The organism is Streptomyces sp. NPDC005402 (assembly GCF_040606575.1).
Taxonomy (GTDB): Bacteria; Actinomycetota; Actinomycetes; order Streptomycetales; family Streptomycetaceae; genus Streptomyces.
This window is the reverse complement of record NZ_JBEXFB010000029.1, coordinates 56,756-83,366: the sequence shown is the minus strand read 5'-3', so window position 1 is coordinate 83,366 and position 26,611 is coordinate 56,756. Positions and strand designations below refer to the sequence as shown.

Sequence of the window (26,611 nt, the reverse complement as noted above, 5' to 3'; positions counted from 1 at the left end):
GTCTCAGCGCACCAGGCCCGCGATGTGCGCGGTGACCGTGTCGAGGATGTCCGCCCAGGCGGCCTCGTCGCCGAGGACGAGGTAGTTCAGGGTGAGCCCGTCGGTCATGGCCGCGAGATAGCGGGCCAGCACGGAGACCGGCACCCGCAGCTCCAGGTCCATGTCCTTGCGGAGCTGCTCGATGAGCTCGGCGTACGCCTCGCCGTACAGCTCGTACTGCCGCCTGGCCAGGTGCTCGAACCCGGGCTCGCGCAGGGCGTACTGGGTGAGCTCGTAGGTGAGCATGTGCGCCTCGGGGTGGGCGCGGACGTGGTCCCAGTACGCCCGGAAACCAGCGGCGACGGTCTCCTCCAGGGTGTCCCTGGGGCGCAGCGCCTCCTGGACCACGCGCACCGAGTGGTCGGTGAGCGTGGTGATCACGGCCTCGATCAGGGCCTGCTTGGAGTCGAAGCAGTAGTGGAAGACGCTGAGGGACACGCCGGCCTCGGCGGCGATGGACCGGGTCGTCGTCTTCGCGACGCCGTCCCGGGCCATCGCCCTGATGGCCGCTTCCGTCAGCTGTCTGCGCCGCTCGGCCGACGGCATGCGTGCCATACGTGTCCCCCGCTGTCGAATGAATCAGCCGCTGTGGACGCCCACCTCGTAGAGCGAGTATCCCCAGTCGGTGCCGCGGCCGAGACCGTGGACCCGGACGTAACGGGCCGGTGTGCCGGTGAACTTGGCCGTGTCGAGCCCGCCGTCCCCGGCGGTCGTCGACCAGGCGGTCGTCCAGTTCGTCCCGTCCGTCGACAGCTCGATCCGGTACGACTTCCCGTACGCCCGCTCCCAGTCGAGCGTGACCTTGGAGACCAGGTTGGTGGAGCCCAGGTCGACCTGCCACCACTGGTCGTCGCTCCAGTCGCTCGCCCAGCGGCTGGAGTCGTCGCCGTCCACCGCCCGCCCCGGCTGGTAGCTGGTGAAGGGGTTGGACTCGGACGAACTGGCCGTCGCCGTACGCCCGTCGGCGAGATCGACCGACGCCAGGTGCCGCTCGGACGCGCCCCAGGTGTCCAGGTAGGACTCGGCGCCCCGGAAGAGGTCGTCGACCACGCCCTGGCCGCCGACGAGCCGGATGTCCTCGATCCAGTCCGGGATCATGCCGACGTGGGCGGCCCCGTCGGTGTTGAAGTCGAAGGTGCGCTGCCCGGACGTCTGCTTGTCGATGACCGAGCCGCCATCGACGCTCTTGAAGGGATACGTCACCTTGTTCGCGGCGTTCGCTCCGCGCGGTGCGGGGTGGTCGCCGATGCCGTTGAAGTCGGTGCCGTAGCCGTAGCCGACGTTGTACTTGTCGCGCAGCGCGTCGGTGCGCTTCGCCTCCGCGGCGAACCCTTCGGAGCCGTGCATGTACTGGGCGACGAAACCGCCGAGGGAGTAGACCCGCTCGGTCCAGTTCAGGTCCATCCAGCTGTGCGAGGAGAGCACGCCCGGGTAGTTCGCGGCCTCGAAGATGTCGAGGACCTGGCCGGTCGCCTTGACGCTCATGTGGTCGATCTCGAGCATCATCTTGCGTTTCATCATTCCGCGCACGGCGTACTCGCCGAGATCGGTGAGCCCGCGGACGTTGCACTGCGCGGCCTTGTCGTACTCCGGGACCTCGGTGCCGGCCGGCAGGTCGTTCTCCGCCTCGGAGGCCGCCGTACCGATGGGGTTGTCGTGCTGCGGGCCCTTGCAGGTCTCGGTCTTCCAGAAGGTGCCGGTGGACAGGAACTGCCCGACGTTGATGGCGGTGCCGAGGCCGCCCTCGTCGAAGCGGACACCGCACAGGGCGTTGTCGAACTTGTGGCACAGGAACATCGAGCGCACGCCGAGGCCGTACAGCTCGTCGAGCCCCTTGTCGATGTCCGCCTTGCTGCACTGCCCGATGTCGAGGATCTGCTTGCAGCCGAACGGCTCGGAGGTCTCGACGCCGAGGACGACCGCCAACTTGCCCTGCTGGATGACCTGTCGGGCCTGCGCGCTGTCGGTGACGATCCGGAACCAGCCCTTGCCGGTGCCGCCGTACATCTTGTCGATGAACGCCTGGAGGTCGTACGTCATTCTGGCCTGGAGGCGGATCGAGGTCATCTCGTCACAACTGCGGTCCTTGAACGGGTAGATGGAACAGATCATCCCGTTGGTGACGAGGTCGTTGACGAGCACCCGCTGGCCACCGCGCCAGGCCCGCTCCACCCAGGCGTAGTAGTTCGCCTGGTGGGTCATCGAGTCGTACGCCGGCCAGTCCTTGAAGGTCGGCCAGCCGACGGGGTCGTGCTTGCCGTCGCCGCCGTGGGTGATGTAGTCGAAGAGCGCGAGGCTGCCGTCGGGGTAGTGCTCGGGGCAGTCCTTGAGCGCGTCGGCGACTCCGGCCTCGGAGAACACCTTGCCGCAGATGAGCCGCCCGCCGAAGGCCTCGTTGGAGAAGAGGTGGTTGTGGGCGTCGATGAACCCCTTCACCTCGCCTGCGGAGTTGGTGCCGGTGAAGGGCGCTCCCGTCACGCCCACCTGGGCGTCCGGGGCGGGTCTGGCCGTCGGTGTCCACCAGTCGGTGGCCGCCGAGCTCTGGGTGGGGCCGAGGATCGTGGCCAGCACCAGGAGGAGCAGGGAAGTGACGGTGATGTTCTTGCTTCTGCGGCAGGTGCGTCCGGCCATGGCCCACGTCCCTCGGTCGGCGGGAGGGCGCCGTCGACCGAGGGCGTTTTGACTGCCCTTGGAATTGTCATGACCGGCGCAATAGATGCGTCGAGGATCGCGACCGAGCGCGTTCCGAGTCAAGAGTCCGGGACAGTTGACCTGATACCTGGGGGACATCAACCGTTCACGCAGGCCGCTCCGTTGAGAGTGAAAGCGGTCGGCGCGGTGTTCTTGGCACCCTTGCTGCCGATGAAGCCGACGGTGACCGAACCTCCGGCCGCGATGGTGCTGGTGTACGAGGCCGGGGTGACGGTCACCGAGCCCCCGCTCTGCGCTGCGGTCCCGCCCCACATGTTGGAGACGGTCTGTCCGTCGGCGAAGGCGAAGCCGAGCTTCCAGCCGCTGACCGGGGCGGTGCCGGTGTTGCGGATGACGATCTCGCCCTGGAAGCCGCCCTGCCACTCGCCGACCACCCGGTAGCCCACGGAGCAACTCCCGGCGGGCGTGGTGGCGGTGGTGACGCTCACCGTCGCCGAGCGGGCCGACCGGTTCCCGGCCGCGTCACGGGCGTAGACGGCGAAGGAGTAGGCCGTGTCGGCGGTCAGACCGGTCACGGTCACCGAGTTGGTCGTCGAGGCCGCGACCTTCGTCTCGGTGCCACCGCTGATCCGCACGACGTCGTATCCGGCGACGCCAACGTTGTCAGTGGACGCCGTCCAGGACAGCTGGGTGGAGGTCGCCGTCACCGCCGAGGCGGTCGGCGTGCCGGGGGCGGTGGGGGCCTGGGTGTCACTGGAACCGCCGCCGAAGACGGTGGCTTCCTTGGCGGTCTGCGCGATGCCGTTGGCGCCGTTGAAGATGCGCTTGCCCCATGACGTCATCTGCGCCGGGTCGAAGTTGAGCACGAGGTCGAGGATCGGGTCGGTGTTGCCGCTCCAGGACCAGGCCAGATAGCCGATGCGGAGCTGTTCGGCGGTGGCCATCATGGTGTCCTCGTCCGGATCGCCCCACTGGTCGGCGGGACCGCCGAACTCCCCTATCAAGATGGGCAGTTTGGCCGTGACGAAGGCGTTCAGATAGTCGGTGACCTCCGCCGCGGTGTCGAAGACGCTGTACATGTGGATCGAGAAGATCAGGTTGCCGGTGGTGTCGGCGGCGTACACGGACTGGGCGTTGGTCCGCATGACCTGCTGCCAGTCCTGGCCCCAGTTGGGCGCGTCCACCATGATCGTGTGCTGGAACCCTGCGTTGCGGAGCTTCTGGATCGCGGCGATCGTCGGGGCGGTCCAGCCGGCGGGGTCGGTGTTGCCCCAGGGCTCGTTGCCGATGTTGATGACGATGTAGCTCTCCTGGCCGGCGAGCACGTTCTTCAGGCCGATCCAGTAGTCGGCGGCCTGGTCGAGGGTGCCGGCGGCGCTGTCCTCGCCGTATCCGGTGGTGTCGTGCACCTCCAGGACGCAGATGAGCCGGTTGGCCTTGCACTGGGCGATGACGTTGGCCACGTCCGAGGCGCTGTTGGCGGTCCAGCGGTGGCCGTCGGCGAGAACCACCCGCACCGTGTTCGCGCCCTGCGCCTTGATGTCGGCCAGCGAGTCGAGCTCGTTGGGGTACCAGGTGTGGGCGTGGTTGACGCCACGCATCACGAAGTCGTTGCCGTTGCCCTCGACCAGGCGGCCGTTGCTGATGTGCAGACCGGTGGCCTGGGCGCCGGTGTCGGCGGCCTGGGCCGTACCGGGACAGAGGGCGCCGAGCACCACCAGTCCGACGAGGGCGGCCAGCCTGGCCAGGAGGATGTGTAAGGGGCTCTTTCCTGTGCTTCTCACTGCGGCTCCAGGGGTGGGTGAGGCAGCCGGAAGGGGTATGGGAGCGCTCCCATAGAAGCCACCCCGTCAAGTACACGTCAAGATGCGCGACGGCAAAGGGCGCGACCGCGCATAGGGTTCCCAGCCTCGACCACCGCACCTGGGAGGCACGTTGCCCACACGACCCCTCGATCCCCACTCGGTCAACGCCGAGGCCTGGCACACCTACGGCGACCACCATCTGCGGCGCGGCACGGTACTGCCGGAACTGGAGCGCTTCGACTGGGGACTGCGGGACACCGGGCCGGGCGCCGAGATCCTCGGTGAACTCGCCGGACGGCGCGTACTGGACCTCGGCTGCGGCCCCGCCCGGCACGCGGCGCACCTCGTCCGCGGGTACGGCGCCTCGGTGGACGCGGTCGACTCCTCCCCCACGCAGCACGCACGGGCCCTGGCCCGCTACGGCTCCCTGCCCGGTCTGCGCCTGATCAGGGCCGACGCCGTCGAACACCTCGGCTCGACGGAACCGTACGACGTCGTCTACTCCGTCAACGCGGTGCCGTACCTCGACCCCCGCCGGCTGCTGCCCGCCCTCGCCGGGGCGCTGCGGCCCGGCGGGACACTGTGCTTCACCGTGCTGCACACCACCTCGCGCGGAGACGGCCCCTCCTCCGTGGTCGAGTCCCGGCCCGAGATCCTGCGGCTCGCCGGGGGCGGGGAGGTCGACGTCCGGATGTGGGTGCTCACCCCCGAACTCTGGACGGACCTGCTCGGCGACCACGGACTGCGCATCGAGGGGATCGACGTCCTCGACGCGCCGGAGGAGGGCAACCACGCCTCGTACCGGATCGTCCGGGCGACCCGTTCCGTCCGGGTCTCCTCCCGCCCCCGTAGCAATCGCGGTCCGGTTCCGCACGCGGCGATCGGGGTGGGCGCCATCCTGTACGGCCCCCGCGGACTGCTGCTCGGCCGGCACCGGCGCGGCACCTGGGAGCTGCCCGGCGGCACCGTCGAGCCCGGGGAGTCACTGGAGGAGACGGTCGTGCGCGAACTCCGGGAGGAGACCGGGATCGAGGCCCGCCCGACCGACGTCCGGCTTCTGGGCACGCTCCTCGACGACGTCGACGGCGTGGTCCGGATGACGGTGGCCAGCCAGGTCACCGCCTGGCGGGGCGACCCCTCGGACCAGCCCGACGAACGCGTCGGCGACTGGCGCTGGTTCGCCCTGGACCGGCTCCCGGAGAACCTGTTCGTGTGCAGCGCCCAGGGCCTGACCGCCTGGCGCCCGGACCTGCCGATCGACCACACTCCGGCGCACTTCACGCCGTACGCCGGATAGCGCCCTGCAACCCCCTCGCAACCTTCCCCGTGCTGCACTCGACGACCATGGACGAGGATTCCGCACGTGCCGGGTACGACGAGGTGCAGCGCGTCGAGGTCACGCCCGCCGCCGCAGAGCTGCTGCGCCGGTTGCGCGAGGCGCACGGGCCGCTGATGTTCCATCAGTCGGGCGGCTGCTGCGACGGCTGCGCGCCGATGTGCTACCCGGCGGGTGAGTTCCGCACCGGCGGCTCGGACGTGCTGCTCGCCGAGCTGGACGTGGCGGGGGTCGAGGAACCGGTGACGTTCTGGATGTCGAGGAGCCAGTACGCGGTGTGGGCCCACACCCGGCTGATCGTCGATGTCGTCGCGGGCCGGGGCAGCGGATTCTCTCTCGAGGCACCCGAGGGGGTGCGTTTCCTCATCCGTTCGCGTGTGGTCGGCGCCGGGTAGCCCCTCGGGCCACCGTCGTCTGGTGCACTTCCCTGAGTTCCGGCACAGTTGACACGACCTCAGGGAGAGCTGTGACGCACCGTCAAAGACGTTTCGGCGCAGGCAGATCGGTACTGACGTTTCTCGCGGCACTCGGCACGCTGGCCGGTGCGGCCCTGGTGGGGGCGGCACCGGCCGGCGCCGCGCAGGGGTGGACAGAGCTCGCCACGGGCGTGCAGTACGAGCAGTTCGACATCTCCGCGGCCGCGGGGGTGACGCATGCCCATGTGATCCGCGTGGACCTGGGCGAGCCGGGGGTGCGGGTGGAGCTGCTGTATCCGGGGGCGGTGGCCGCGCGGGCCACGGTGTCCCGGCTGGCCACCTCGCAGGGCGCCCTCGCGGGGGTGAACGGCGACTTCTTCAACATCTCGGAGACCCAGCACCCCGGTGTCACGGCCACCGGCGCGAGCGTCGGCCCGGCGATCGCCGAGGGCCGCGCGCTCAAGGCGGCGGTGCCGGACGGCCAGCGCTTCGGACCCGCGTTGCCGCCCGGCACGAGCACCAGGGACGTCTTCGGCGTGGGCACCGACCGTCGGGCCCGGCTCGACGACCTCGCGCTCGACGGGTCGGTGCGCACGCCCGAGGGGCAGCTGCCGCTCGGCGGGCTGAACCAGTACGCGCTGCCCGTCGGTTCGGTCGGCGCGTTCACCTCGGACTGGGGCGGCGCGTCCCGGGTGCGGGCGACCTGCGGGACGGACAAGGACCGGGCCGCCCCGTGCAGCACGGACACCCATGAGGTGACGGTCCGTGACGGTCACGTCGTCGCCACGGCCGACACCCCGGGCAGCGGGGCGATCGCCGGCGGCACCACGGTGCTGGTGGGCCGGGAGGCGGGCGCGCAGCAACTGCGCAAGCTCTCGGTCGGCTCGGCGGTGACGGTGCAGCACCGCCTGGTCGCGGCCTCGGCGGGAATCGCGTACCGCTTCGCGCTCGGGGGCTATCCGGTGCTCGAAGACAGCCGCCCGCTGCCCGGCCTCGACGACACGACGTCGGCCGTGCGCACGGCCGTGGGCATCGCGGACGGCGGACAGCGGCTGTATCTCCTCGCGCTGGACGGCGCGCCCGGCTATCGCAGTGGGCTGACGATCGCCGAAGTCGCCTACACCATGCGGGGGTTGGGCTCGGTCGACGCCTTCAGCCTGGACGGCGGGGGTTCCACGACCATGGCCGCCCGTACGCCGGGCGCCAGCGCTGTCGCCGCCCTCAACCACCCCTCGGGCGGCGCCGAACGGCCCGTACCGAACGGCATCGGGGTCTTCTCCACCGGCTGAGGTCAGGGGCGCAGACCGCTGACGATGTCCGCCGTCGCCGTCATGCCGCTGTGGATGGTGGGCGCGATGCTCGTGCCGGCGAGACAGAAGCCGAGCAGCGCGCACACCAGCGCGTGGGAGACCTTGAGTCCGCCGCTGCGCAGGAAGATCACCGCCAGGATCAGCAGCAGCACCAGCACAGAAAGGGAAATCACCATGAGCAGCCTCCTCCGCCACGCCGCCAGGTCCGTTTCGCGGCGTTCGGCCGCAAGTGTGGCGTAGCGGAGGGTTCGTCCGGGCGGCTGCTGTGTCCTCCGAACGAGTGGTGTCACGCCCGCTCGAAGGCGCCTACCTGTGGGCGTCGAGGAAGGCCTCCAGGCCCGCCAGGTCGTCGGTGTTGAAGTAGTCGACACCGGCGGCGAGGAGTTCGGTCCACAGCGCGTCCCGGGCGGGCCCGGCCAGGTCCGGGGTGGCCCAGAACCGCACCTTCTGCCCGCGCGCGTGGGCCTGCTGGACGATGCTCCGCAGCTTCTGCCGCTCGGCGTCGGGGAAGACGCCCTCGCCGAGCCAGGTGAAGTTGAGCGTCCAGTTGTCGCTGATCAGCGGGATGAGGGAGGCGGGCGCCGAGGTGCCGAGGTCGGCGAGCCGGCCGTCGTAGAAGGCCCGCCGTACCGTCTGGGTCTCCATCGGGATGCGGGCGGCACGGTCGCCGGAGATGACGGCGGTGACCGGGCCGGGGACGACCTTGCCGTGCGCGTACGTCGTGAACAGGTGCCTGTAGCGCCGCAGATGCCGGTCGAGTTCGAGGTAGGTCGAGGAGCCCTCGGTCTTGATGTCGACGAGCAGTTGGAGGGGGCGGCGGTGCCCCCGGTACACGGCACCGCGGTTGGCCTTGACGATCCCGGCCAGCGGGTCGAGGTACAGGGGCTCCAGGGTGCGCGTGGGGTCGAGGTCGTCGGGCGTGTGGCCGATGAGGAGCTGGTCGCCGATGAGGAAGATGTCGGCCTCGACGCTGCCGAAGCGGTGGTCGAGGGCGTCGAGGAGGGGACGCGGGTGCTCGTAGTCGTTGTGGGCGTGGGCGCGCCACAACGGGCGGGGGCGGTGCTTCCGGCTGTCGGCCCACGCGCTGCCGACGGGCGGGGCCAGCGTCGCCGCGACCGCGGCGCCGAGGGTGGTGAGGGCTCTGCGACGGGTGATGAGGGCCATGTTCTGCCTCCCTGTGGGGCGGGTCGGAACCACAGGGAGTATGGGGCCCGTCGGCCCTCAAGGGACCTGTACGTGCCAGGAGTTGGCCGGACTGCCGCCGCCCGTTCACTCCTTCCGCGCAGGCGCACGGAAAAGCCCGCCCCAGGTGGGGCGGGCTTCACCGGCGTTCACCGGGCGATGCTCAAGGCGCCTGCAGGTCGACGAGTTCGGCCAACCGGGCGCGATGCGCGCCCGCCGAGCCGTAGGCGATCGAGTCGGCCTTGGCCCGCTTGAGATACAGGTGGATCGGGTGCTCCCACGTCATGCCGATGCCGGCGTGCAGCTGGAGCGCCTCCTCGGCGGCGTGCACGGCCACGGACGCCGCGTAGGCCTGCGCGACGGCGACCGCCACGTCGGCGTCCTCACCGGTGGCCAGCGCGTCGGCCGCGTTGCGGGCGGCGGCACGGAGATTGACGACCTCCAGCCACAGCTGGGCGAGCCGGTGCTTGAGCGCCTGGAAGCCACCGACGGGCCGGTTGAACTGCTTGCGCTCCTTGAGGTAGCGCACGGTCTCGGTCAACGTCCATTCGGCGAGCCCGAGTTGTTCGGAGGCGAGCAGTCCGGCCCCGGCCCGCAGCGCGCGGGGCACGGCGACTTCGGCGTCGCCCAGCAGGCGGCCCGGAGCTCCGTCGAGGGTGACGGTCGCGAGCGGTCGGGTCAGGTCGAAGGAGACCTGCGGGGTGACGGTCGCGGAGGAGGCGTCCACCGCGTACAGCCCCCCGTCGTCCGCGGGCACGAGCAGCACGTCGGCCGCCCGAGCGTCCGCGATCGCGGTCAACTCCCCGTGCAGGGCCCCGCCTTCGTGGCGTACGACCTTGTAGGCGCCGCCCGGCGCGACGTTCAGCGCGACGGCGAGGGCGCCGATCCTGCGCCCGGACGCGAGCTCGGCGAGGAGGTCGTCGGCGTCGCAGGCGAGCAGGGCCTCGGTGGCGACGACCGCACTGGTGAGGTAGGGCACGGGAGCGACAGCTCGGCCCAACTCCTCCAGGACGACCGCGACTTCGCGGTGCGAGGCGCCCTGGCCGCCCTTGTCCTCCGGCACCAGGAGCCCCGCGAGGCCCATGCCGTCGGCGAGGGCCTTCCAGGCCGCGAGGTCGTACGGGGTGTCCGACTCGGTGCGGGCGATCACGCCCGGCGCGTCGCAGTGGTCGGCGAGCAGGTCCCGTACGGCGGCCCGCAGCGCCTCTTCCTCCTCCGAGTACAGCAGATCGGGCTGTGCGCTCATCGGGCCAGGTCCTTCCACGCGACGTCCTTGTCGGTACGCGGCTCGGCCGGGAGGCCCAGGACGCGCTCGGCGACGATGTTCAGCAGGACCTCGCTGGTCCCGCCCTCGATGCTGTTGCCCTTGGAACGCAGGTAGCGGTAGCCGGCGTCGCGGCCGGTGAAGTCCACCAGCTCGGGGCGGCGCATGGTCCAGTCGTCGTACAGCAGGCCCTCCTCGCCGCGGAGTTCGACCTCCAGGCCGCTGATCTCCTGGTTGAGGCGGGCGAAGGCGAGCTTCATGCCGGCGCCCTCGGGTCCCGGCTGTCCGGCGACGAGCTGCTGGCGCAGGCGCTCGGCGGTGAGGCGGGCGACCTCGGAGTCGACCCAGAGCTTCAGCAGCCGCTGGTGCAGGTCCTGGGTGCGCAGTTCGGGGCGCTCGCGCCAGGTCTTGGAGACCGGGCCGATCATGCCGCCCTCGCGGGGCAGCCGCATGCCGCCGATGGCGACGCGCTCGTTGTTCAGCGTGGTCTGCGCGACCCGCCAGCCGTCGCCGACCTCGCCGAGGCGGCGGGAGTCGGGGATGCGGACGTCGGTGAGGAAGACCTCGTTGAACTCGGCCTCGCCGGTGATCTGCCGCAGCGGGCGGACGTCGACGCCGGGGTCGGTCATGTCGCAGATGAAGTAGGTGATGCCCGCGTGCTTGGGCACGTCCGGGTCGGTGCGGGCGATGAGGATGGCCCAGCGGGAGTTGTGGGCGCCGGACGTCCACACCTTCTGCCCGTTGACCACCCAGCCGTCGCCCTCGCGGACGGCGCGGGTGCCGAGCGCGGCGAGGTCGGATCCGGCGCCGGGCTCGCTGAACAGCTGGCACCAGACCTCCTCCCCCACCCACAGCGGCCGCAGATAGCGCTGCTTCTGCTCCTCGGTGCCGTACCTGAGGATCGTCGGCGCGGCCATGCCGAGGCCGATGCCGTTGCGCCGCGGGTCGTTGTCGGGAGCACCCGCGGCCTCCAACTCGGCGTCCACGACGACCTGGAGGGAACGGGGCGCGTTCAGTCCGCCGAGGCCTTCCGGATAGTGCACCCAGGCGAGCCCCGCGTCGAAGCGGGCCTTGAGGAAGTCCCGCCGGTCCGTGGTCGCCGGCGGGTGTGCGGCCAGCAACTCGGCGGTGCGGCGCTGGAGTTCGGCTGCGTCGATCATGCCTGCGCTCCCGTGGGTACGACGGCGATCCGGCCGGTGGTCACGCCGTCACCGAGGCGCTGCACGGCGTCCGCGGCGCCGGACAGCGGCACCCGCTCGCTCACCAGCGGCTTGATCGCGCCCCGGGCGGCCAGTTCGGTCAGCTGCTCGTGGCAGTGCTGGACCAGCTTCGGGTTCTTGGTGTTGTACAGACCCCAGTGCAGACCCAGGATCGCGTAGTTCTTCACCAGGGCGTGGTTGAGGCCGGGACTGGGGATGGTCCCACTGGCGAAGCCGACGACCACGATCCGCCCCTCGAAGGCGACGACCTTGGTCGACTGCGTGTAGGCGTCGCCGCCCACCGGGTCGTAGATCACGTCCGCGCCCCGGCCCCCGGTGGCCTCCTTCACAGCGGCGACGACGTCCTCGCTGCGCCGGTCGATCACCACGTCACAGCCCAGCTCCCGGGCCACGACGGCCTTTTCGGCACCGCCGACGACACCGATGACGGTGGCCCCGGCCGCCTTCCCGAGCTGCACGGCCGCGCTGCCGACCCCTCCGGCGGCAGCGTGGACGAGCAGCGTCTCACCGGCTTCCAGGTGGGCCCGCCGGTGCAGGCCGAACCAGCCCGTCTGGTAGCCGATGTGCAGCGCGGCGGCCTCGGCGTCGTCCAGCGAGTCCGGCGCGGACAGCAGAGCGGCGGCGTCCGCGACGGCGTACTCGGCGAAACCGCCGTACGGCAGCACGGGGTTGGCGATCACGCGCCGTCCGTCCTCGGTCTCGCCGCAGATCTCCACGCCCGGCGTGAAGGGCAGCGGCGGACGGACCTGGTAGTGGCCGCGGCACATCAGCACGTCCGGGAAGTTGATGTTCGCGGCACGCACCTTCAGCAGGACCTGGCCGTCGCCGGGCACCGGCTGCGCCACGTCCGCGAGGCGCATCACCTCGCTCGGCTCACCGTTCTCGTGCACTTGCCAAGCCTGCATGGGGGGCCTCCACGGGACTGCGTCGTCATGCCGGGGTCTGACCGGGGTCCTCCGCATACTAAGCGGTCGCTTGCCGATCAGGGAACAGCCCGCGGGGAAAGTGTCGGCATCCGCACAAAGGGGGGCGGTACAGAGGCGCAGCCGAGGCGGGCCGCCCAGCGGTTGCGCGACCGGCGTGGCCTGCACAGGGTGACAAGGGCGGACGCCGACGATTCCCGGAAAGGACCCGCGCACATGACGGTCATCAACAGCCCGCTGCCGGAGAAGGAACGCGAGATCGCCGGAAGCGCCCTCCAGGCGACCCTGGTCGACCTGCTCGACCTCTCCCTGGTCGCGAAGCAGGCGCACTGGAACCTGTACGGGCCGCGCTTCCGTTCCATCCACCTCCAGCTCGACGAGGTGGTCACCACCGCCCGCGAGTACGCCGACACGGTGGCCGAGCGCGCCGCGGCGCTGGGGGTCAGCCCGGACGGACGGGCCGCGACCGTCGCGGCCACCAGCGGGGTGCCGGAGTTCTCACCCGGTTGGACGAAGGACGTGGACGCCGTCGGCGCGCTGGTGCAGGCCTTCTCCGCGGTGGTCGAGCGGGTCCGCGAACGCATCGAGCGGACCGGCCCGGCGGACGCCGTGACCCAGGACCTGCTGATCGGCCTCACCGCCGCCCTGGAGAAGCAGAGCTGGATGTTCCAGGCCGAGCACCAGGGCTGAACCTCCAGCAGTTACCTCTCAGACAGGTGACGCAACGAACTTTGGCCCCTTACAGCCCCAGATCCAGGGCCAGGCACGAGTAGTACTTCCAGTTGCCCGCGGGGTCGTACGCGTTCGCCCCGGCGCCGGGCGCGGCCTTCACCTCTTCGGTCATGTCCTCGAAGCGGATGCGTTCGGGGAGCCTGCCGAAGCGCGCGTGGCGCGTTGCCGTGCCGGTGTCCGTGGTGAGGTCCTTGCTCATGACCGCTCTCCCCTTCGTGGACCGTGCCCTGCTCGTCGCCTTGGGCGATGCCCAGCATTCACGTCCGATGCGTCACCTGTCAAGGGGGTGACGAAACAAGGGCGCACCATCGCGATGAGCGAGCACCGGGGTCAGACGGTGATGGTCTTGTACTCCGTGTAGCCGCCGAGGCCGACCGCCCCGTACTCGCGCCCGATCCCGCTCGACTTGAAACCACCGAACGGCCCGTCGAAGGTCACCGAGGCACCGTTGACCGTGACGGTGCCGGTGCGGATGCGGCGGGCCACCGCCAGGGCGTGGGCCTCGTCGGCGGACCAGACACCGCCGGACAGGCCGTACTCCGAGTCGTTGGCGATACGGACGGCCTCGTCCTCGTTGTCCTAGGCGATGACGACCAGGACCGGCCCGAAGATCTCCTCCTGTGCGACGCGCATGGAGTTGTCGACGTCGGCGAAGACGGTGGGGGTGACGTAGTTGCCCTTCTCCAGGCGGCTGAGCCCGGCGCAGGCGCCGGACGTCGTCGTCGACACCCTGCTGAACGGCCTCGGCGCGTCCTGACACGGCGACGGTGTCAGTGCTCCAGCCGGTGCGGATGGGCCGGGTACACACCGAGGATGCGTACCTCGGTGGAGAAGAACCGCAGTTCGTGCAGGGCGAGCGCGACATGCCGCTCGTCGGGGTGGCCCTCGATCTCGACGTAGAAGCGGCTGGCGTTGAGCCCGGCGCCGATCTGGTAGCTCTCGATCTTCGTGAGGTTCACCCCGCTGGTGGCGAACCCGCCGAGCGCCTTGAAGAGCGCGCTGGGGATGTTGCGCACGGAGAAGAACAGGCTCGTCATCGTCGGCTCCCCGGTGTCCGGGGCCACGACGGGCTCCCGGGACAGGACGACGAACCGGGTGGTGTTGTCGGGGTCGTCCTCGACCCCGGGGCGCAGCACGTCGAGGCCGTACAGCCCGGCCGCGGCGGGCGGTGCGAGCGCCGCGTGCCGCGGATCCGCCAGCTCCGCCACCTCGCGCGCCGCTCCGGCCGTGTCGTCGGTGACGAGGGTGCGCCAGCCGCCCTCCCGCAGCACCTTGCGGCACTGTCCGAGCGCGTGCACATGGCTGCGTACGCACTCCACCTGGTCCGGTGTCGCCCCGGGCACGCCCATCAGGTCGAAGCGGATGGCGAGGAAGTGCTCGGCGATGATGAACAGCCCCGACTCGGGCAGCAGATGGTGTACGTCCGCCACCCGGCCGGCCGCGGAGTTGTCCACCGGGATCACCGCGACGTCGGCGGTGCCGAGCGTCACCGCGTCCAGCGCCTGCTCGAAACCCGTGCAGGGCTGCTCGGCGCACCCGGGGTACAGGGTGTGCGCGGCGGTCGCCGAGTTGGATCCGGGTTCACCTTGGTAAGCGACGGTCGTCACTGGGCTCGGTCTCTTGTCGTCGGGCGGCAGAAGCTCCGTAACGTACCAGGAACGGCCGGTCTCAGATCCAGGTGTCCAGCCACATCCTGGCGTGCCAGTCGGCGTACGGGATGGTCTCCCCGGTGTAGAGCGGGAAGAAGTAGACGAAGTTCCAGGCGATGAGCAGGACGAGGGTGCCCGCGGCCACCGCGCCTCGGGTGCGCCGTCGGCGATCCGCTCCCGGTGGGCCGAGCATCGCGCCCAGCATCATCGTGACGGCCAGACAGAGGTAGGGCACGAAGACGACGGCGTAGAAGGAGAAGATCGTGCGGTCCTGGTACAGGAACCACGGCAGGTAACCGGCGCCCACCGCGCACAGCACGGCACCGGCCCGCCAGTCGCTGCGCAGGGCCCAGCGGTAGAGCAGGTAGAGCAGGGCGGCGCACGCCGACCACCACAGGAGCGGGGTCCCGAGGGCGAGGACCGTCCGGGAGCAGTCGACCGCCGTGCTGCAGCCGTCCTGGCCGGGCTGCGGCGACTGGTAGTCGAACAGCACGGGGCGGCCCTGCACCAGCCAGCTCCAGGGGTTGGACTCGTACTTGTGCGGGATGTGCTGCCCCACGTTGAACCGGTACACCCCTTGCTCGTAGTGCCACAGGCTGCGCAGCGGGGCGGGGATCCACGACCAGGTGCCGCCGCGGCCGTCGGCCCAGCGGCGGCCGTAGCCGTCGTCGGAGAGGAACCAGCCGGTCCAGGTCGCCAGATAGGTCAGCACGGCGACCGGCACCAGGGACAGGAGGGACCAGCCGAGATCCTTGTTCAGCACCGCCAACCAGGGGCGGGCGGAACCGGCCACGCGACGGGAGGCGACGTCCCACAGCACGGTCAGGACCACGAAGAAGACCAGGATGTACAGGCCGTTCCACTTGGTGGAGGCCGCCAGCCCCAGGAGGACGCCCGCCGCGAGCCGCCAGGGACGCGGTCCGGTTCCGGCGTGGTCGGCGGAGGGTGCGTCCGGGCGGGCGCGGCCGTCCTCGCCGACCGGCAGGGCGGCCGCGAGCCGGGCCCGGGCATGGTCCCGGTCGACCAGCAGGCAGCCGAACGCCGCCAGGACGAAGAACATGACCACGAGGTCCAGCAGGGCGGTACGGCTCATCACCACATGCAGGCCGTCCACCGCCAGCAGCGAGCCGGCCAGGCAGCCCAGCAGGGTCGAGCGGAACAGCCGGCGTCCGATACGGCACAGGATGAGCACCGACAGGGTGCCCAGGGCCGCCGTCATGAAGCGCCAGCCGAACGGGGTGAGGCCGAACATCCACTCGCCGAGGGCGATCACCCACTTGCCCGTCGGCGGGTGGGCGACGAACGCCCCGGTGTCGGAGAGCGGGACGACCTGGGGGTGGGCGAGGATCTGCGGGTCGGCGATCTTGCGGTCGGGCCAACTGCCCTCGTAGCCGAGCCGCAGCAGGGACCAGGCGTCCTTGGCGTAATAGGTCTCGTCGAAGACCACGGCGCGCGGTTGGCCTAGGTGCCGGAAGCGGATCGCCCCGGCCAGGACGGCGACGAGCACCGGCCCCAGCCAGTCCCACACCGACGGCTTCGGAAACCGCGGGACGAGACGCTCGCGGAGGTCCGTCACCGGGCGGGCCGTGTAGCCGAACCGGCGCAGTCGCTCCTGCCAGTCCCGGGGCGCCGCCGTCGGCCGGGTGTCGACGTCGGGGGAACAGGTCACGTCACTGCTCGTCACCGGGCGACCTGCCGTGCCGCGAAGTGCGCCCGGGGCGATATCTCGTCCATCCGGTGAACTTACCTGGCCCGTCGGCCGGTTGTCTCAGTGCCTCACGCCTTCCGGGGCCGCGCCCGTACGTGCATCCGCTCCCCCTGCGGGCCGAACAGACTGAGGAACTCCGCCGGCCCCTCCCCCGTCGACCCGAACCAGTGCGGCACCCGGGTGTCGAACTCCGCCGCCTCCCCCGCCGCCATCACCACGTCGTGGTCGCCCAGCACCACGCGCAGCCGCCCCGCCAGCACGTACAGCCATTCGTAGCCCTCGTGGGTGCGCAGTTCCGGCTCCTCCTCGCGGCGCGGCACCAGCACCTTGAAGGCCTGGAGGCCGCCGGGCTGCCGGGTGAGCGGCCAGAAGGTGCGCCCGTGCCGTTCGAGCGGCGCGGAGCGCACCCGGGGATCGCCGACCGGCGGGGCGCCGACGAGTTCGTCCAACGGCACCTGGTGGGCCTGGGCGATCGGCAGCAGCAGCTCCAGGCTGGGCTTGCGCAGGCCGGACTCCAGACGGGAGAGCGTGCTCACGGAGATGCCGGTGGTCTCCGAGAGGGCCGCGAGGGTCACCTCCCGGTCCTTGCGCAGCCTCCTGAGCCTGGGGCCCACTTCGGCGAGAACGTCGTCGGTACTCATACCCGTATTGCAGAATCAGCAAAGTTGTTTGTCAATCCCGCGTCCGCGGAGCGACCGTGTCGGCATGACCCAGACATACGGCGAGACATACGGCGAGACATATGAAGTGATCGTTGTCGGTGGCGGCGCGGCAGGTCTGTCCGCCGCCCTGGTCCTCGGCCGGGCCCGGCGCCGCACCCTGGTCGTCGACGCGGGCGAACCGCGCAACGCGCCCGCCGCCCACATGCAGGGCTTCCTCACCCGGGACGGCATGCCACCCGCCGAGTTCCTGGCGGTCGGCCGCGAGGAGATCAAGGGATACGGCGTCGAGCTGGTCCGGGACCGGGTGACCGAGGTCGCCCCGGGCTTCGCCGTGACCCTGGCGAGCGGACGCGTGGTCCGGGCCCGTCGCCTGGTCGTCGCGACCGGCCTCACGGACGAGCTCCCGGACGTGCCCGGCGTCGCCGAGCGCTTCGGCAAGGACGTCCTGCACTGCCCGTACTGCCACGGCTGGGAGGTCCGCGACCAGGCCTTCGGCGTGCTCGCCACGACGCCGCTCAGCGTGCACCAGGCGCTGATGGTCTCCCAGTGGTCGAAGGACGTGACCCTCTTCCTGCACACGGTCGCCGAGTCCGATCTCTCGGACGACGACCTGCGCAGGCTGGCCGCGGCCGGTGTCCGGGTGGTGCCGGGCGAGGTCGCCGGGCTGGTGGTCACCGACGACCGCCTCAGCGCCGTGCGCCTCGCCGACGGCACGACGCACGCGCGCGAGGTCGTCTTCACCGCACCCCGGGCCCTCCCGCAGAACGGCCTGCTGGAGCGGCTCGGCGCGGAGTTCCAGGAAACCCCCTTCGGCAGCTACCCCGTGGTCGACGGGAGCTGGCAGACGACCGCGCCCGGTGTGTACGCCGTGGGCAACGCGGCCGGCTTCGGCGAGCAGGTGATCAACGCGGCGAGTGCCGGGTACCGGGCGGCCGCCACGATCAACGGTGAGCTGCTGATGAGCGACCTCGACGCGGCTGCCGGGGTGTAGACCGGCCTTCTCCGGTACACCCTGGAGGCATGTTGCTTGCCCGGCTGGCCCAGGTGTCCCAGGACGTCGCCGCGACCTCGGCGCGCTCGAAGAAGATCGCGCTCCTCGCCGAGTTGTTCCGGGACGCCGAGGCGGACGACGTCCCGATCGTCATCCCGTATCTGGCGGGACGGCTCCCGCAGGGCCGGCTCGGCGTCGGCTGGAAGGTGCTGAGCCGCCCGGTCGCCCCGGCCGCCGAGCCGACCCTGACCGTACGCGCGGTGGACGCCCTGTTCGGCGAGCTGGGCAAGGTCGCGGGCGCGGGCTCGCAGGCCGAACGCGCCCGGCTGGTCGGGGAGTTGCTGGGCGCGGCCACCGAGGGCGAGCAGCGGTTCCTGTTCGGGCTGATCAGCGGAGAGGTACGGCAGGGCGCGCTGGACGCGGTCGCCACGGAGGGGCTCGCCCAGGCGACGCAGGCACCTCCCGCCGAGGTACGCCGTGCCGTGATGCTCGCGGGCTCCCTCCAGACGGTCGCCGAGGCCCTGCTCACCGACGGCCCGCCCGCCCTGGACCGCTTCCGCCTCACGGTCGGCCGCCCGGTCCTGCCGATGCTGGCGCACAGCGCCTCCTCGGTCGCCGAGGCGGTCGAGAAGCTCGGCACCTGCGCGGTCGAGGAGAAGCTGGACGGCATCCGCGTCCAGATCCACCGGGACGGCGATGTCGTACGGCTGTACACCCGCACCCTCGACGACATCACCGACCGGCTGCCCGAACTGACGGCTGCCGCACTGGAGTTGAGGGGTGAGCGGTTCATCCTGGACGGCGAGGTGATCGCCTTCGACGGCGACGGGCGTCCCCGTTCCTTCCAGGAGACCGCGGGCCGGGTCGGCTCCCGGGTGGACGTGTCGACGGCCGCCGAGGCGGTCCCCGTCTCCCCCGTCTTCTTCGACGCCCTGTCCGTCGACGACCGCGACCTCCTCGACCTGCCCTTCGCCGAACGGCACGCGGAACTGGCCCGGCTGGTGCCCGAGCCGATGCGGGTCCGGCGCACACTGGTGTCCGGGCCCGAGGACATGGAAGCGGCCGAGGCCTTCCTCGCCGAGACCCTGGAGCGCGGCCACGAGGGCGTCGTCGTGAAGTCCCTCGACGCCCCGTACAGCGCGGGCCGGCGCGGCGCGTCCTGGCTGAAGGTCAAGCCCGTGCACACCCTCGACCTGGTGGTGCTGGCCGCCGAGTGGGGCCACGGCCGCCGCACCGGCAAGCTCTCCAACCTGCACCTCGGCGCCCGCACGGCCGACGGCGGCTTCGCCATGCTCGGCAAGACCTTCAAGGGCATGACCGACGCGATGCTCACCTGGCAGACCGAGCGGCTCCAGGAGTTGGCGGTGGAGAGCAGCGGTTACGTGGTGACCGTACGGCCCGAACTCGTCGTCGAGATCGCCTACGACGGCCTCCAGCGGTCGACCCGCTACCCGGCCGGTGTCACCCTCCGCTTCGCCCGCGTGGTCCGCTACCGCGAGGACAAGCGCCCCGAGGACGCCGACACGGTCGAGACGCTGCTGGCCGCGCATCCCGGGGTGAGGCCGTGAGGACGAGCGCGGGCCTGCTGCTGTTCCGGCACACCGGGAACGGCCTGGAGGTGTTGCTGGGCCATATGGGCGGTCCGTTCTTCGCGCGGCGGGACGCCGGGGCCTGGACGGTTCCGAAGGGCGAGTACGAACCCGGGGAGCCCGCCTGGGACGCGGCCCGCCGGGAGTTCCAGGAGGAGCTCGGGCTGCCGCCGCCCGACGGGGAGGCCGTACCTCTGGGCGAGGTGCGGCAGACGAACGGCAAGGTCGTCACCGTGTGGGCGATCAATGCGGACCTCGATCCGGCCACCGTGGTTCCGGGGGTGTTCACCATGGAGTGGCCGCCGAAGTCGGGTCGGACACAGGAATTCCCCGAGCTGGACCGCGTCGAGTGGTTCGGCCTGGACCGGGCCCGGGCCGTGATCGTGAAGGCGCAGGCCGCGTTTCTCGACCGGCTGGCTGAGCACTCGGCCTGACGTCCACGCGTTGCGGTCGCCCCCGACGCGCGGGAAGGTCGAAGCACAGTCAGCTCTTCAGGAGGTCGGTCATGCCCATCGCGACGGTGAACCCGGCGAACGGCGAGACGCTCAAGACGTACGAGGCCATGGGCGAGGAGGAGATCGAGCGCAGGCTCCAGCTCGCGGAGGCGACGTTCCGCACGTACCGCATGACGTCCTTCGCGGAGCGCGCCCGTCTTCTGAACCGGGCCGCCGAGCTCCTCGACGAGGGACAGCAGGACATCGCCCGGGTGATGACGACCGAGATGGGCAAGCCGGTCAAGCAGGCCCGCGCGGAGGCCGCCAAGTGCGCCAAGGCCATGCGCTGGTACGCCGAGCGCGCGGAGTCTCTGCTGGCCGACGAGGAGCCCGCCGAGCACGACGTCAAGGACTCCGGTGCCTCCCGCGCCCTGGTCCGCTACCGGCCGCTCGGGCCCGTGCTCGCGGTGATGCCGTGGAACTTCCCGCTGTGGCAGGTGGTGCGCTTCGCCGCGCCCGCGCTGATGGCGGGCAACGTCGGCCTGCTCAAGCACGCCTCGAACGTGCCGCAGACCGCCCTGTTCCTGGAGGACCTCTTCCATCAGGCGGGCTACTCGGAGGGCTGCTTCCAGACGCTGCTCGTCGGGTCCGGCGCCATCGACGACATCCTGCGCGACGAACGGGTCAAGGCGGCCACGCTCACGGGGAGTGAGCCCGCGGGGCGGGCCGTGGCCTCCACCGCCGGGAACATGGTGAAGAAGACCGTGCTGGAGCTCGGCGGCAGCGACCCGTACATCGTGATGCCGTCCGCGGACGTCGACCGGGCCGCCGAGATCGCGGTGACCGCGCGTGTGCAGAACAACGGACAGTCCTGTATCGCCGCCAAGCGGTTCATCGTGCACGCGGACGTCTACGACCGGTTCGCCGAGCGGTTCGTCGAGGGCATGAAGGCCCTCAAGGTGGGCGACCCGCTGGAGGAGGACACGGAGGTCGGGCCGCTGTCGAGCGAGCAGGGACGGTCCGACCTGGAGGAGCTGGTCGACGACGCCAGGCGCAGCGGGGCGAGCGTGCTGTGCGGCGGGGAACGGCCCGACGGGCCGGGCTGGTACTACCCGCCGACCGTCATCGCGGACGTGACCCGTGAGATGCGCATCCACCGCGAGGAGACCTTCGGTCCGGTGGCCACGCTGTACCGGGCGGCCGACCTCGACGAGGCCGTGCTGATCGCCAACGACTCGGCGTTCGGGCTGAGTTCCAACGTCTGGACCCGGGACGAGGCCGAGGTCGACCGGTTCGTACGGGATCTGGAGGCCGGCGGGGTGTACGTCAACGGGATGACCGCCTCGCATCCGGCGTTCCCGTTCGGCGGGGTGAAGCGGTCCGGGTACGGGCGTGAGCTGTCCGGGCACGGAATCAGGGAGTTCTGCAACATCACGACGGTTTGGCACGGAGCGTGACACTTGCGCGGCTAACATCCCGGGTGTGAACCGCGAAGTGACTCTGCCTCTGATCGTCGATGACCGCGGCACCCTGCAAGTCGCCGCCGCCGACGTGAGCAAGCTGCTCCGCAGTCTCGGCGGGCGGTGGCTGCACCTGGTCGAGGCCGGGACGGAGGGGCTGGACGAGGATACGGTCGCCGCGCTGACGATCGAGCTGGCGAAGCTCGCCGACCGGATCGATGTGGCGTGCATTGCGCACAGTAGCGGTGGGGCGCCGTAAGGGCTGCTCGTTCGCTGCCGTGCGCGTCTTCGCCGACCCGACCGACGGGTCGGCGAAGACGTGTTCTTCGGACTTCGTCAGCGGATGGACATGCCGGACAGGGTCCGGGCGATGACCAGGCGCTGGATCTCGCTGGTGCCCTCGAAGATCGTGTAGATCGCCGCGTCGCGGTGCATGCGCTCCACCGGGTACTCCCGCGTGTAGCCGTTGCCGCCGAGGATCTGGACCGCCTGCGCCGTGACCTTCTTCGCCGTCTCACTCGCGAACAGCTTGGACATCGAGCCCTCGGCGGCGGTGAACTGCTTTCCGTTGATCGCCATCCAGGAGGCACGCCAGACCAGCAGACGGGCCGCGTCGATGGAGGTCCGCATGTCGGCGAGCTGGAAGGCCACACCCTGGTTGTCGATGATCGGGCGCCCGAACTGCTCCCGCGTCTTGGCGTAGTCGAGGGCGACCTCGTACGCGGCCCGGGCGGTGCCCACGGCCATGGCGCCCACGGCGGGCCGGGAGGCCTCGAACGTGGCCATCGCCGCGTTCTTCACCCGCTCCCCGCCGGTCTTCGCCCGCTCCCGGGCCCGGGCGAGGCGCTGGTCGAGCTTCTCCTTGCCGCCGAGGAGGCAGGAGCCGGGCACCCGGACGTTCTCCAGCACGACCTCGGCCGTGTGCGAGGCGCGGATGCCGTGCTTCTTGAACTTCTGGCCCTGGGACAGCCCCGGTGTGTTCGGCGGCACGATGAAGGACGCGTGGCCCTTGGAGCCGAGCTCCGGGTCGACGACCGCGACGACGACGTGGACGTTGGCGATACCGCCGTTGGTCGCCCAGGTCTTCGTGCCGTTGAGCACCCACTCGTCCTTGGCCTCGTCGTAGACGGCACGCGTGCGCATGGAGGCCACGTCGGAACCGGCGTCCGGCTCGGACGAGCAGAACGCGGCGACCTTGACATCGTTCGCGTCGCCGTACATCTGGGGGATCCAGGTGCCGATCTGTTCCTCGGTTCCGTTGGCGAGAACGCCGACAGCGGCGAGACCGGTGCCTACGATCGACAGGGCGATGCCCGCGTCGCCCCAGAACAGCTCCTCCATCGCCATCGGGATACCGAGCCCGGTGGGGTCGAAGTACTGCTGGGCGTAGAAGTCGAGGGAGTAGATGCCTACCTTCGCGGCCTCCTGGATGACCGGCCAGGGAGTCTCCTCACGCTCGTCCCATTCGGCGGCCGCGGGGCGGATGACGTCGGCCGCGAAGCCGTGCAGCCAGTCCCGGACCTCCTTCTGTTCGTCGTTGAGCTCCATGGTGAACTCGGCCATGTCCCCTCCAGCGGCGACGCACGTGCATGTTACTTGCGGTAACCCGAGTGTGTTACCCACGGGTAGGAAAAGTCAACTCCCGATGACCAGTCAGCAGCCTGTTCGATGTCAACCGCCTGTCGGGTGTTAGTTTGCGCAGGCGTTACCGATTCAGCACGGGTGGGGAGAGCTCATGGACACCACACAGCGGACCGATCAGCAGCGGTCCGCCGACCGCCGTCGGCGCGAGCTGCTGGAGGCCGCGGACAGAGTGGTGCTGCGCGATGGCCCGCAGGCCTCGATGAACGCCATCGCCGCGGAAGCCGGCATCACCAAGCCGATCCTGTACCGGCACTTCGGTGACAAGGGAGGACTCTACGCCGCGCTCGCCAAGCGGCACACCGACGCCCTGCTGGACTCCCTGCGGGCGGCGCTGGATGCCCCGGCGGACCGGCGTGAGCGGGTCGAGGCCACCTTGGACACCTACCTGGCCGCGATCGAGGCCCGGCCCCAGGTGTACCGGTTCCTGATGCATCCCGCCGAAGGGAGCCAGGTCGGGGATCAGGGCTTCGATGTCGGTCAGCATTCCGCGCCCTTGCTGCGCAGGATGGGCGAGGAGTTGGGGCAGGTCATCGAGGACCGGCTGGACCTCGGGCCCGGGAGTCAGTTGCTGGCCCGGGTGTGGGGGCACGGGATCGTCGGGATGATGTACGCGGCGGGAGACTGGTGGCTGGGGGAACGGCCTTGTCCGCGGGCGGAGTTGGTGCGGAGTCTGGCCGACCTGTTGTGGGGACGGCTGGCGGCCGCGGGGGACAAGGTGGGGGGGCCGGGGTTCTGACGGTTGTCGGTCGGCTGCGGGTTCGTGGGGGCTGGTCGCGCAGTTCCCCGCGCCCCTGAGCAGGTTCAGCTACCTCTGCGCCAAGAAGTCCGGGCCACTTGTCGCATCAACCGCCGATGGCGTCGGCCCTCCACCCGGTCCGCGTAGATCTTGCCGTCCAGGTGATCACACTCATGTTGCAGGCACCTTGCGAAGAATCCCGTGCCGTGGATCGTGATCGGCTCCCCCGTCATCGTGAAACCCTCCACCACCGCGTGGTCGTGGCGTTCCACCCCCGCCTCCAGACCCGGCAGCGACAGGCAGCCCTCCGGGCCCCGCAGCACCAGGCCGTCCGCCTCCACCAGCCGTGGGTTCACCACGTGGCCGAGATGGCGGACTTCCTCGTCGTCCGGGCAGTCGTACACGAACACGCTCAGGGGGACGCCCACTTGGTTCGCCGCGAGGCCCACCCCCTCGTACGCGTACATCGTCGCGAACAGGTCCTCCACGAGAGTCGCCAGTTCCGGACCGAAGTCCGATACCTCCCCGCAGGGTTCGTGCAGCACGGGGCTGCCGAGCAGGGTGAGGGGCCGGACCCGGCCACGGGTGCCCGGAATGGAGCCGTTTCGCATGGCCGCAAGGGTACGGCGATTCGGGAGTGCCTAAGGATCTCGATAGGCTGAGGTCCACACCACGTGGCCGGAGGCTGAGGCGCGGCGCGTACGCAAGGAGGATCGAGATCTGATGACAGGCAACTCGGACCCGCTCTCGCCGCGGGCCAAGCTGGCCGTGACGGCGGGCAAGGCCGTCGCGGCGGCATCCCGGGCCGCGGGTCGCGGCAGCGGTTCGGTCATCGGCGGCAAGGTGGCCCTCAAGCTCGACCCCGACCTCCTCGCCCGGCTCGCCCAGCACCTGGACGTCGTCCTCGTCTCGGCGACCAACGGAAAGACCACCACGACCCGGCTGATCGCGGAGGCTCTCGGTGCCGCCGGGCCCGTCGTCTCCAACGCTCTCGGCGCCAACATGCCGGCCGGCATCACCTCGGCGCTCGCCGGTGGTTCGGACGCCCGGTTCGGTGTCATCGAGGTCGACGAGAAGTACCTCGCGGGCGTGGCGCGGGACACCGACCCCAAGTGCATCGCCCTGCTGAACCTCTCCCGCGACCAGCTCGACCGTGCCGCCGAGACCCGCATGCTCGCCGAGAACTGGCGTGAGGGGCTCGCCGGTTCGAAGGCCGTCGTCGTCGCCAACGCCGACGACCCGCTCGTCGTGTGGGCCGCCTCCTCCTCGCCCAACGTCATCTGGGTCGCCGCCGGCCAGATGTGGAAGGACGACGCCTGGTCCTGCCCGTCCTGCGGTGGTGTGATGCAGCGGCCGGGCGACGACTGGTTCTGCGGCGAGTGCGGGTTCCGCCGGCCCACGCCCAGCTGGGCGCTCTCCGGTGACCACGTCCTCGACCCGCACGGATCCGCCTGGCCGATCCACCTCCAGCTGCCCGGCCGGGCCAACAAGGCCAACGCCGCCTCCTCCGCCGCCGTCGCCGCCGTCTTCGGCGTGCCGCCGCAGGTCGCCCTGGAACGCATGTACCAGGTGCAGGCCGTGGCCGGTCGCTACGACGTCGTCCAGTTCCAGCAGCGCGACCTGCGCCTGCTGCTCGCGAAGAACCCGGCAGGCTGGCTCGAGACGTTCAGCCTGATCGACCCGCCGCCGACCCCGGTGATCCTCTCCGTCAACGCCCGCGGCGCCGACGGCACCGACACCTCCTGGCTGTGGGACGTCGACTACACGCGGCTCACCGGCCACCCGATCTGCGTGATCGGCGACCGCAAGCTGGACCTCGCGGTGCGTCTGGAGGTCGCGAACCAGAACTTCCAGGTCTGCGACAACCTCGACCAGGCCGTGCAGATGAGCCCGCCCGGCCGCATCGAGGTCATCGCGAACTACACCGCCTTCCAGGACCTGCGCCGCCGCGTCGGCAACTGAGACACAGGGGACTTTTGTGAGCGACAACCAACTGCGGATCGTCTGGATCTACCCCGACCTGCTCAGCACCTACGGCGACCAGGGCAACGCCCTCGTCATCGAGCGCCGGGCACGCCAGCGGGGCCTCGACGTGGCCCGCCTGGACGTGCGCAGCGACCAGCCGATCCCGACGTCCGGCGACATCTACCTGATCGGTGGCGGCGAGGACCGGCCCCAGCGGTTGGCGGCCGAGCGGCTGCGCCGGGACGGCGGTCTGCACCGGGCCGTCGGCAACGGCGCGATCGTCTTCTCGGTGTGTGCCGGCTACCAGATCCTCGGCCACGAGTTCATCAACGACCTCGGCCAGCGCGAGCCCGGCCTCGGCCTGCTCGACGTGGTCTCCGTGCGCGGCGAGGGCGCGCGCTGCGTCGGTGACGTGCTCGCCGACATCGACCCGCGCCTCGGCCTGCCCCCGCTGACCGGCTTCGAGAACCACCAGGGCGTCACCCACCTCGGCCCCACCGCCCGCCCCTTCGCCAACGTCAAGCTGGGCAACGGCAACGGCACCGGGGACGGTACGGAAGGGGCGTACAACGACACGGTCTTCGGTACGTACATGCACGGACCCGTGCTCGCGCGCAACCCGCTCATCGCGGACCTGCTGCTGAAGCTGGCCCTCGACGTGAACGCGCTGCCACCGACCGACGACCGCTGGTACGAGGCCCTGCGCAACGAGCGCATCGCGGCCGCGCAGCAGCCCGCCTGACCTGCGCGGACATCTGATTTTCAGCTCGCCGTGACCAGCCCGTCTGACGGTACGTCCGCACAGGTGAGCGGGGTCGTCCAGCAGGCGGACGCATGCTTCGGCCCCGCCCCCTCCTGCCGCTAGGGTGGCGGGGTTCGTGCCGGACGACGTGG

26 protein-coding genes and 1 pseudogene are annotated in these 26,611 nt (G+C 70.9%); 12 read left to right on the top strand and 15 right to left on the bottom strand.

Annotated elements, in window-relative coordinates:
• Positions 1-3: 3 nt before the first annotated feature.
• The 3 genes from ABZT02_RS38895 to ABZT02_RS38885 form a co-directional block, all read right to left on the bottom strand.
• Positions 4-594 (bottom strand): TetR family transcriptional regulator, encoded by a 591-nt coding sequence (locus ABZT02_RS38895; protein ID WP_356026526.1) that lies wholly within the window; start codon positions 592-594, stop codon positions 4-6.
• Positions 595-618: 24 nt separating this feature from the next.
• Complete coding sequence (locus ABZT02_RS38890) at positions 619-2,670, bottom strand: discoidin domain-containing protein (protein WP_356026524.1); 2,052 nt, start codon at positions 2,668-2,670, stop codon at positions 619-621.
• Positions 2,671-2,828: 158 nt separating this feature from the next.
• Positions 2,829-4,475 (bottom strand): cellulase family glycosylhydrolase, encoded by a 1,647-nt coding sequence (locus ABZT02_RS38885; protein WP_356026522.1) that lies wholly within the window; start codon positions 4,473-4,475, stop codon positions 2,829-2,831.
• A gap of 151 nt (positions 4,476-4,626) precedes the next feature.
• Here ABZT02_RS38885 and ABZT02_RS38880 point away from each other — a divergent pair, with 151 nt between their 5' ends.
• The 3 genes from ABZT02_RS38880 (at position 4,627) to ABZT02_RS38870 (ending at position 7,537) form a co-directional block, all read left to right on the top strand.
• Positions 4,627-5,793, top strand: coding sequence for a bifunctional class I SAM-dependent methyltransferase/NUDIX hydrolase (locus ABZT02_RS38880; RefSeq protein WP_356026520.1), 1,167 nt, complete (start codon positions 4,627-4,629; stop codon positions 5,791-5,793).
• Positions 5,794-5,840: 47 nt separating this feature from the next.
• Positions 5,841-6,227: a DUF779 domain-containing protein gene (locus ABZT02_RS38875; protein ID WP_356026518.1), complete on the top strand. Its 387-nt coding sequence runs from the start codon at positions 5,841-5,843 to the stop codon at positions 6,225-6,227.
• 71 nt (positions 6,228-6,298) lie between these two features.
• The gene (locus tag ABZT02_RS38870) at positions 6,299-7,537 is read left to right on the top strand and encodes a phosphodiester glycosidase family protein (protein WP_356026516.1); all 1,239 of its coding nucleotides are present in this window, start codon (positions 6,299-6,301) and stop codon (positions 7,535-7,537) included.
• A gap of 2 nt (positions 7,538-7,539) precedes the next feature.
• On the opposite strand, the gene ABZT02_RS38865 is transcribed toward ABZT02_RS38870, so the two are convergent.
• The 5 genes from ABZT02_RS38865 to ABZT02_RS38845 form a co-directional block, all read right to left on the bottom strand.
• Positions 7,540-7,734: a hypothetical protein gene (locus tag ABZT02_RS38865; protein ID WP_356026514.1), complete on the bottom strand. Its 195-nt coding sequence runs from the start codon at positions 7,732-7,734 to the stop codon at positions 7,540-7,542.
• 130 nt (positions 7,735-7,864) lie between these two features.
• Positions 7,865-8,722, bottom strand: coding sequence for a phosphatidylinositol-specific phospholipase C/glycerophosphodiester phosphodiesterase family protein (locus tag ABZT02_RS38860; RefSeq protein WP_356026512.1), 858 nt, complete (start codon positions 8,720-8,722; stop codon positions 7,865-7,867).
• 181 nt (positions 8,723-8,903) lie between these two features.
• The gene (locus ABZT02_RS38855; RefSeq protein WP_356026510.1) at positions 8,904-9,986 is read right to left on the bottom strand and encodes an acyl-CoA dehydrogenase family protein; all 1,083 of its coding nucleotides are present in this window, start codon (positions 9,984-9,986) and stop codon (positions 8,904-8,906) included.
• On the bottom strand, positions 9,983-11,164 hold the full coding sequence (locus tag ABZT02_RS38850) for an acyl-CoA dehydrogenase family protein (protein WP_356026508.1): 1,182 nt from the start codon (positions 11,162-11,164) through the stop codon (positions 9,983-9,985). The genes ABZT02_RS38855 and ABZT02_RS38850 overlap by 4 nt, the downstream gene beginning before the upstream one ends.
• A complete protein-coding gene (locus ABZT02_RS38845) occupies positions 11,161-12,129 on the bottom strand; it encodes an NADPH:quinone oxidoreductase family protein (RefSeq protein ID WP_356026506.1) in 969 nt (322 codons plus the stop codon). The genes ABZT02_RS38850 and ABZT02_RS38845 overlap by 4 nt, the downstream gene beginning before the upstream one ends.
• Positions 12,130-12,363: 234 nt before the next feature.
• Here ABZT02_RS38845 and ABZT02_RS38840 point away from each other — a divergent pair, with 234 nt between their 5' ends.
• The gene (locus ABZT02_RS38840; protein WP_356026503.1) at positions 12,364-12,837 is read left to right on the top strand and encodes a DNA starvation/stationary phase protection protein; all 474 of its coding nucleotides are present in this window, start codon (positions 12,364-12,366) and stop codon (positions 12,835-12,837) included.
• 49 nt (positions 12,838-12,886) lie between these two features.
• Here ABZT02_RS38840 and ABZT02_RS38835 read toward each other — a convergent pair whose 3' ends face one another.
• From ABZT02_RS38835 to ABZT02_RS38815, 5 genes and pseudogenes are all read right to left on the bottom strand, one after another.
• Positions 12,887-13,078, bottom strand: a complete 192-nt coding sequence (locus tag ABZT02_RS38835) for a hypothetical protein (RefSeq protein WP_356026500.1) — start codon at positions 13,076-13,078, stop codon at positions 12,887-12,889.
• Between the two features lie 131 nt (positions 13,079-13,209).
• Positions 13,210-13,566 (bottom strand): annotated as a pseudogene (locus ABZT02_RS38830) (aldehyde dehydrogenase family protein); the annotation flags it as partial.
• A gap of 83 nt (positions 13,567-13,649) precedes the next feature.
• Positions 13,650-14,486: a prephenate dehydratase gene (locus ABZT02_RS38825; protein ID WP_356026498.1), complete on the bottom strand. Its 837-nt coding sequence runs from the start codon at positions 14,484-14,486 to the stop codon at positions 13,650-13,652.
• A 61-nt stretch (positions 14,487-14,547) separates the two neighbouring features.
• Positions 14,548-16,212: a phospholipid carrier-dependent glycosyltransferase gene (locus ABZT02_RS38820; RefSeq protein ID WP_356026496.1), complete on the bottom strand. Its 1,665-nt coding sequence runs from the start codon at positions 16,210-16,212 to the stop codon at positions 14,548-14,550.
• Between the two features lie 92 nt (positions 16,213-16,304).
• Entirely contained in the window at positions 16,305-16,877 is a 573-nt protein-coding gene (locus ABZT02_RS38815; protein WP_356026493.1) for an XRE family transcriptional regulator, read from the bottom strand.
• Between the two features lie 64 nt (positions 16,878-16,941).
• Here ABZT02_RS38815 and ABZT02_RS38810 point away from each other — a divergent pair, with 64 nt between their 5' ends.
• The 5 genes from ABZT02_RS38810 to ABZT02_RS38790 all read left to right on the top strand — a co-directional run bounded on the left by ABZT02_RS38810 (position 16,942) and on the right by ABZT02_RS38790 (position 21,631).
• On the top strand, positions 16,942-17,889 hold the full coding sequence (locus ABZT02_RS38810) for an NAD(P)/FAD-dependent oxidoreductase (protein WP_356026491.1): 948 nt from the start codon (positions 16,942-16,944) through the stop codon (positions 17,887-17,889).
• A gap of 29 nt (positions 17,890-17,918) precedes the next feature.
• Entirely contained in the window at positions 17,919-19,457 is a 1,539-nt protein-coding gene (locus ABZT02_RS38805) for an ATP-dependent DNA ligase (RefSeq protein ID WP_356026489.1), read from the top strand.
• Positions 19,454-19,912 (top strand): NUDIX domain-containing protein, encoded by a 459-nt coding sequence (locus ABZT02_RS38800; RefSeq protein ID WP_356026487.1) that lies wholly within the window; start codon positions 19,454-19,456, stop codon positions 19,910-19,912. Before ABZT02_RS38805 ends, ABZT02_RS38800 begins: the two co-directional genes overlap by 4 nt.
• 71 nt (positions 19,913-19,983) lie before the next feature.
• The gene (locus ABZT02_RS38795; protein WP_356026484.1) at positions 19,984-21,369 is read left to right on the top strand and encodes an NADP-dependent succinic semialdehyde dehydrogenase; all 1,386 of its coding nucleotides are present in this window, start codon (positions 19,984-19,986) and stop codon (positions 21,367-21,369) included.
• A 25-nt stretch (positions 21,370-21,394) separates the two neighbouring features.
• Entirely contained in the window at positions 21,395-21,631 is a 237-nt protein-coding gene (locus ABZT02_RS38790; RefSeq protein ID WP_355752358.1) for a DUF6213 family protein, read from the top strand.
• A 77-nt stretch (positions 21,632-21,708) separates the two neighbouring features.
• Here the strand turns inward: ABZT02_RS38790 and ABZT02_RS38785 are convergent, their stop codons facing one another.
• Positions 21,709-22,935 (bottom strand): acyl-CoA dehydrogenase family protein, encoded by a 1,227-nt coding sequence (locus tag ABZT02_RS38785; RefSeq protein ID WP_306984885.1) that lies wholly within the window; start codon positions 22,933-22,935, stop codon positions 21,709-21,711.
• 172 nt (positions 22,936-23,107) lie between these two features.
• Between ABZT02_RS38785 and ABZT02_RS38780 the strand changes: the two genes are divergently transcribed.
• Positions 23,108-23,752, top strand: coding sequence for a TetR family transcriptional regulator (locus tag ABZT02_RS38780; protein ID WP_356026481.1), 645 nt, complete (start codon positions 23,108-23,110; stop codon positions 23,750-23,752).
• Positions 23,753-23,817: 65 nt separating this feature from the next.
• Here the strand turns inward: ABZT02_RS38780 and def are convergent, their stop codons facing one another.
• A complete protein-coding gene (def, locus tag ABZT02_RS38775; RefSeq protein WP_356026479.1) occupies positions 23,818-24,363 on the bottom strand; it encodes a peptide deformylase in 546 nt (181 codons plus the stop codon).
• A 112-nt stretch (positions 24,364-24,475) separates the two neighbouring features.
• Here def and ABZT02_RS38770 point away from each other — a divergent pair, with 112 nt between their 5' ends.
• Both ABZT02_RS38770 and ABZT02_RS38765 read left to right on the top strand, forming a co-directional pair.
• A complete protein-coding gene (locus tag ABZT02_RS38770; protein ID WP_356026476.1) occupies positions 24,476-25,714 on the top strand; it encodes a MurT ligase domain-containing protein in 1,239 nt (412 codons plus the stop codon).
• A 16-nt stretch (positions 25,715-25,730) separates the two neighbouring features.
• Entirely contained in the window at positions 25,731-26,459 is a 729-nt protein-coding gene (locus ABZT02_RS38765; RefSeq protein ID WP_355752367.1) for a glutamine amidotransferase, read from the top strand.
• Positions 26,460-26,611: the final 152 nt, after the last annotated feature.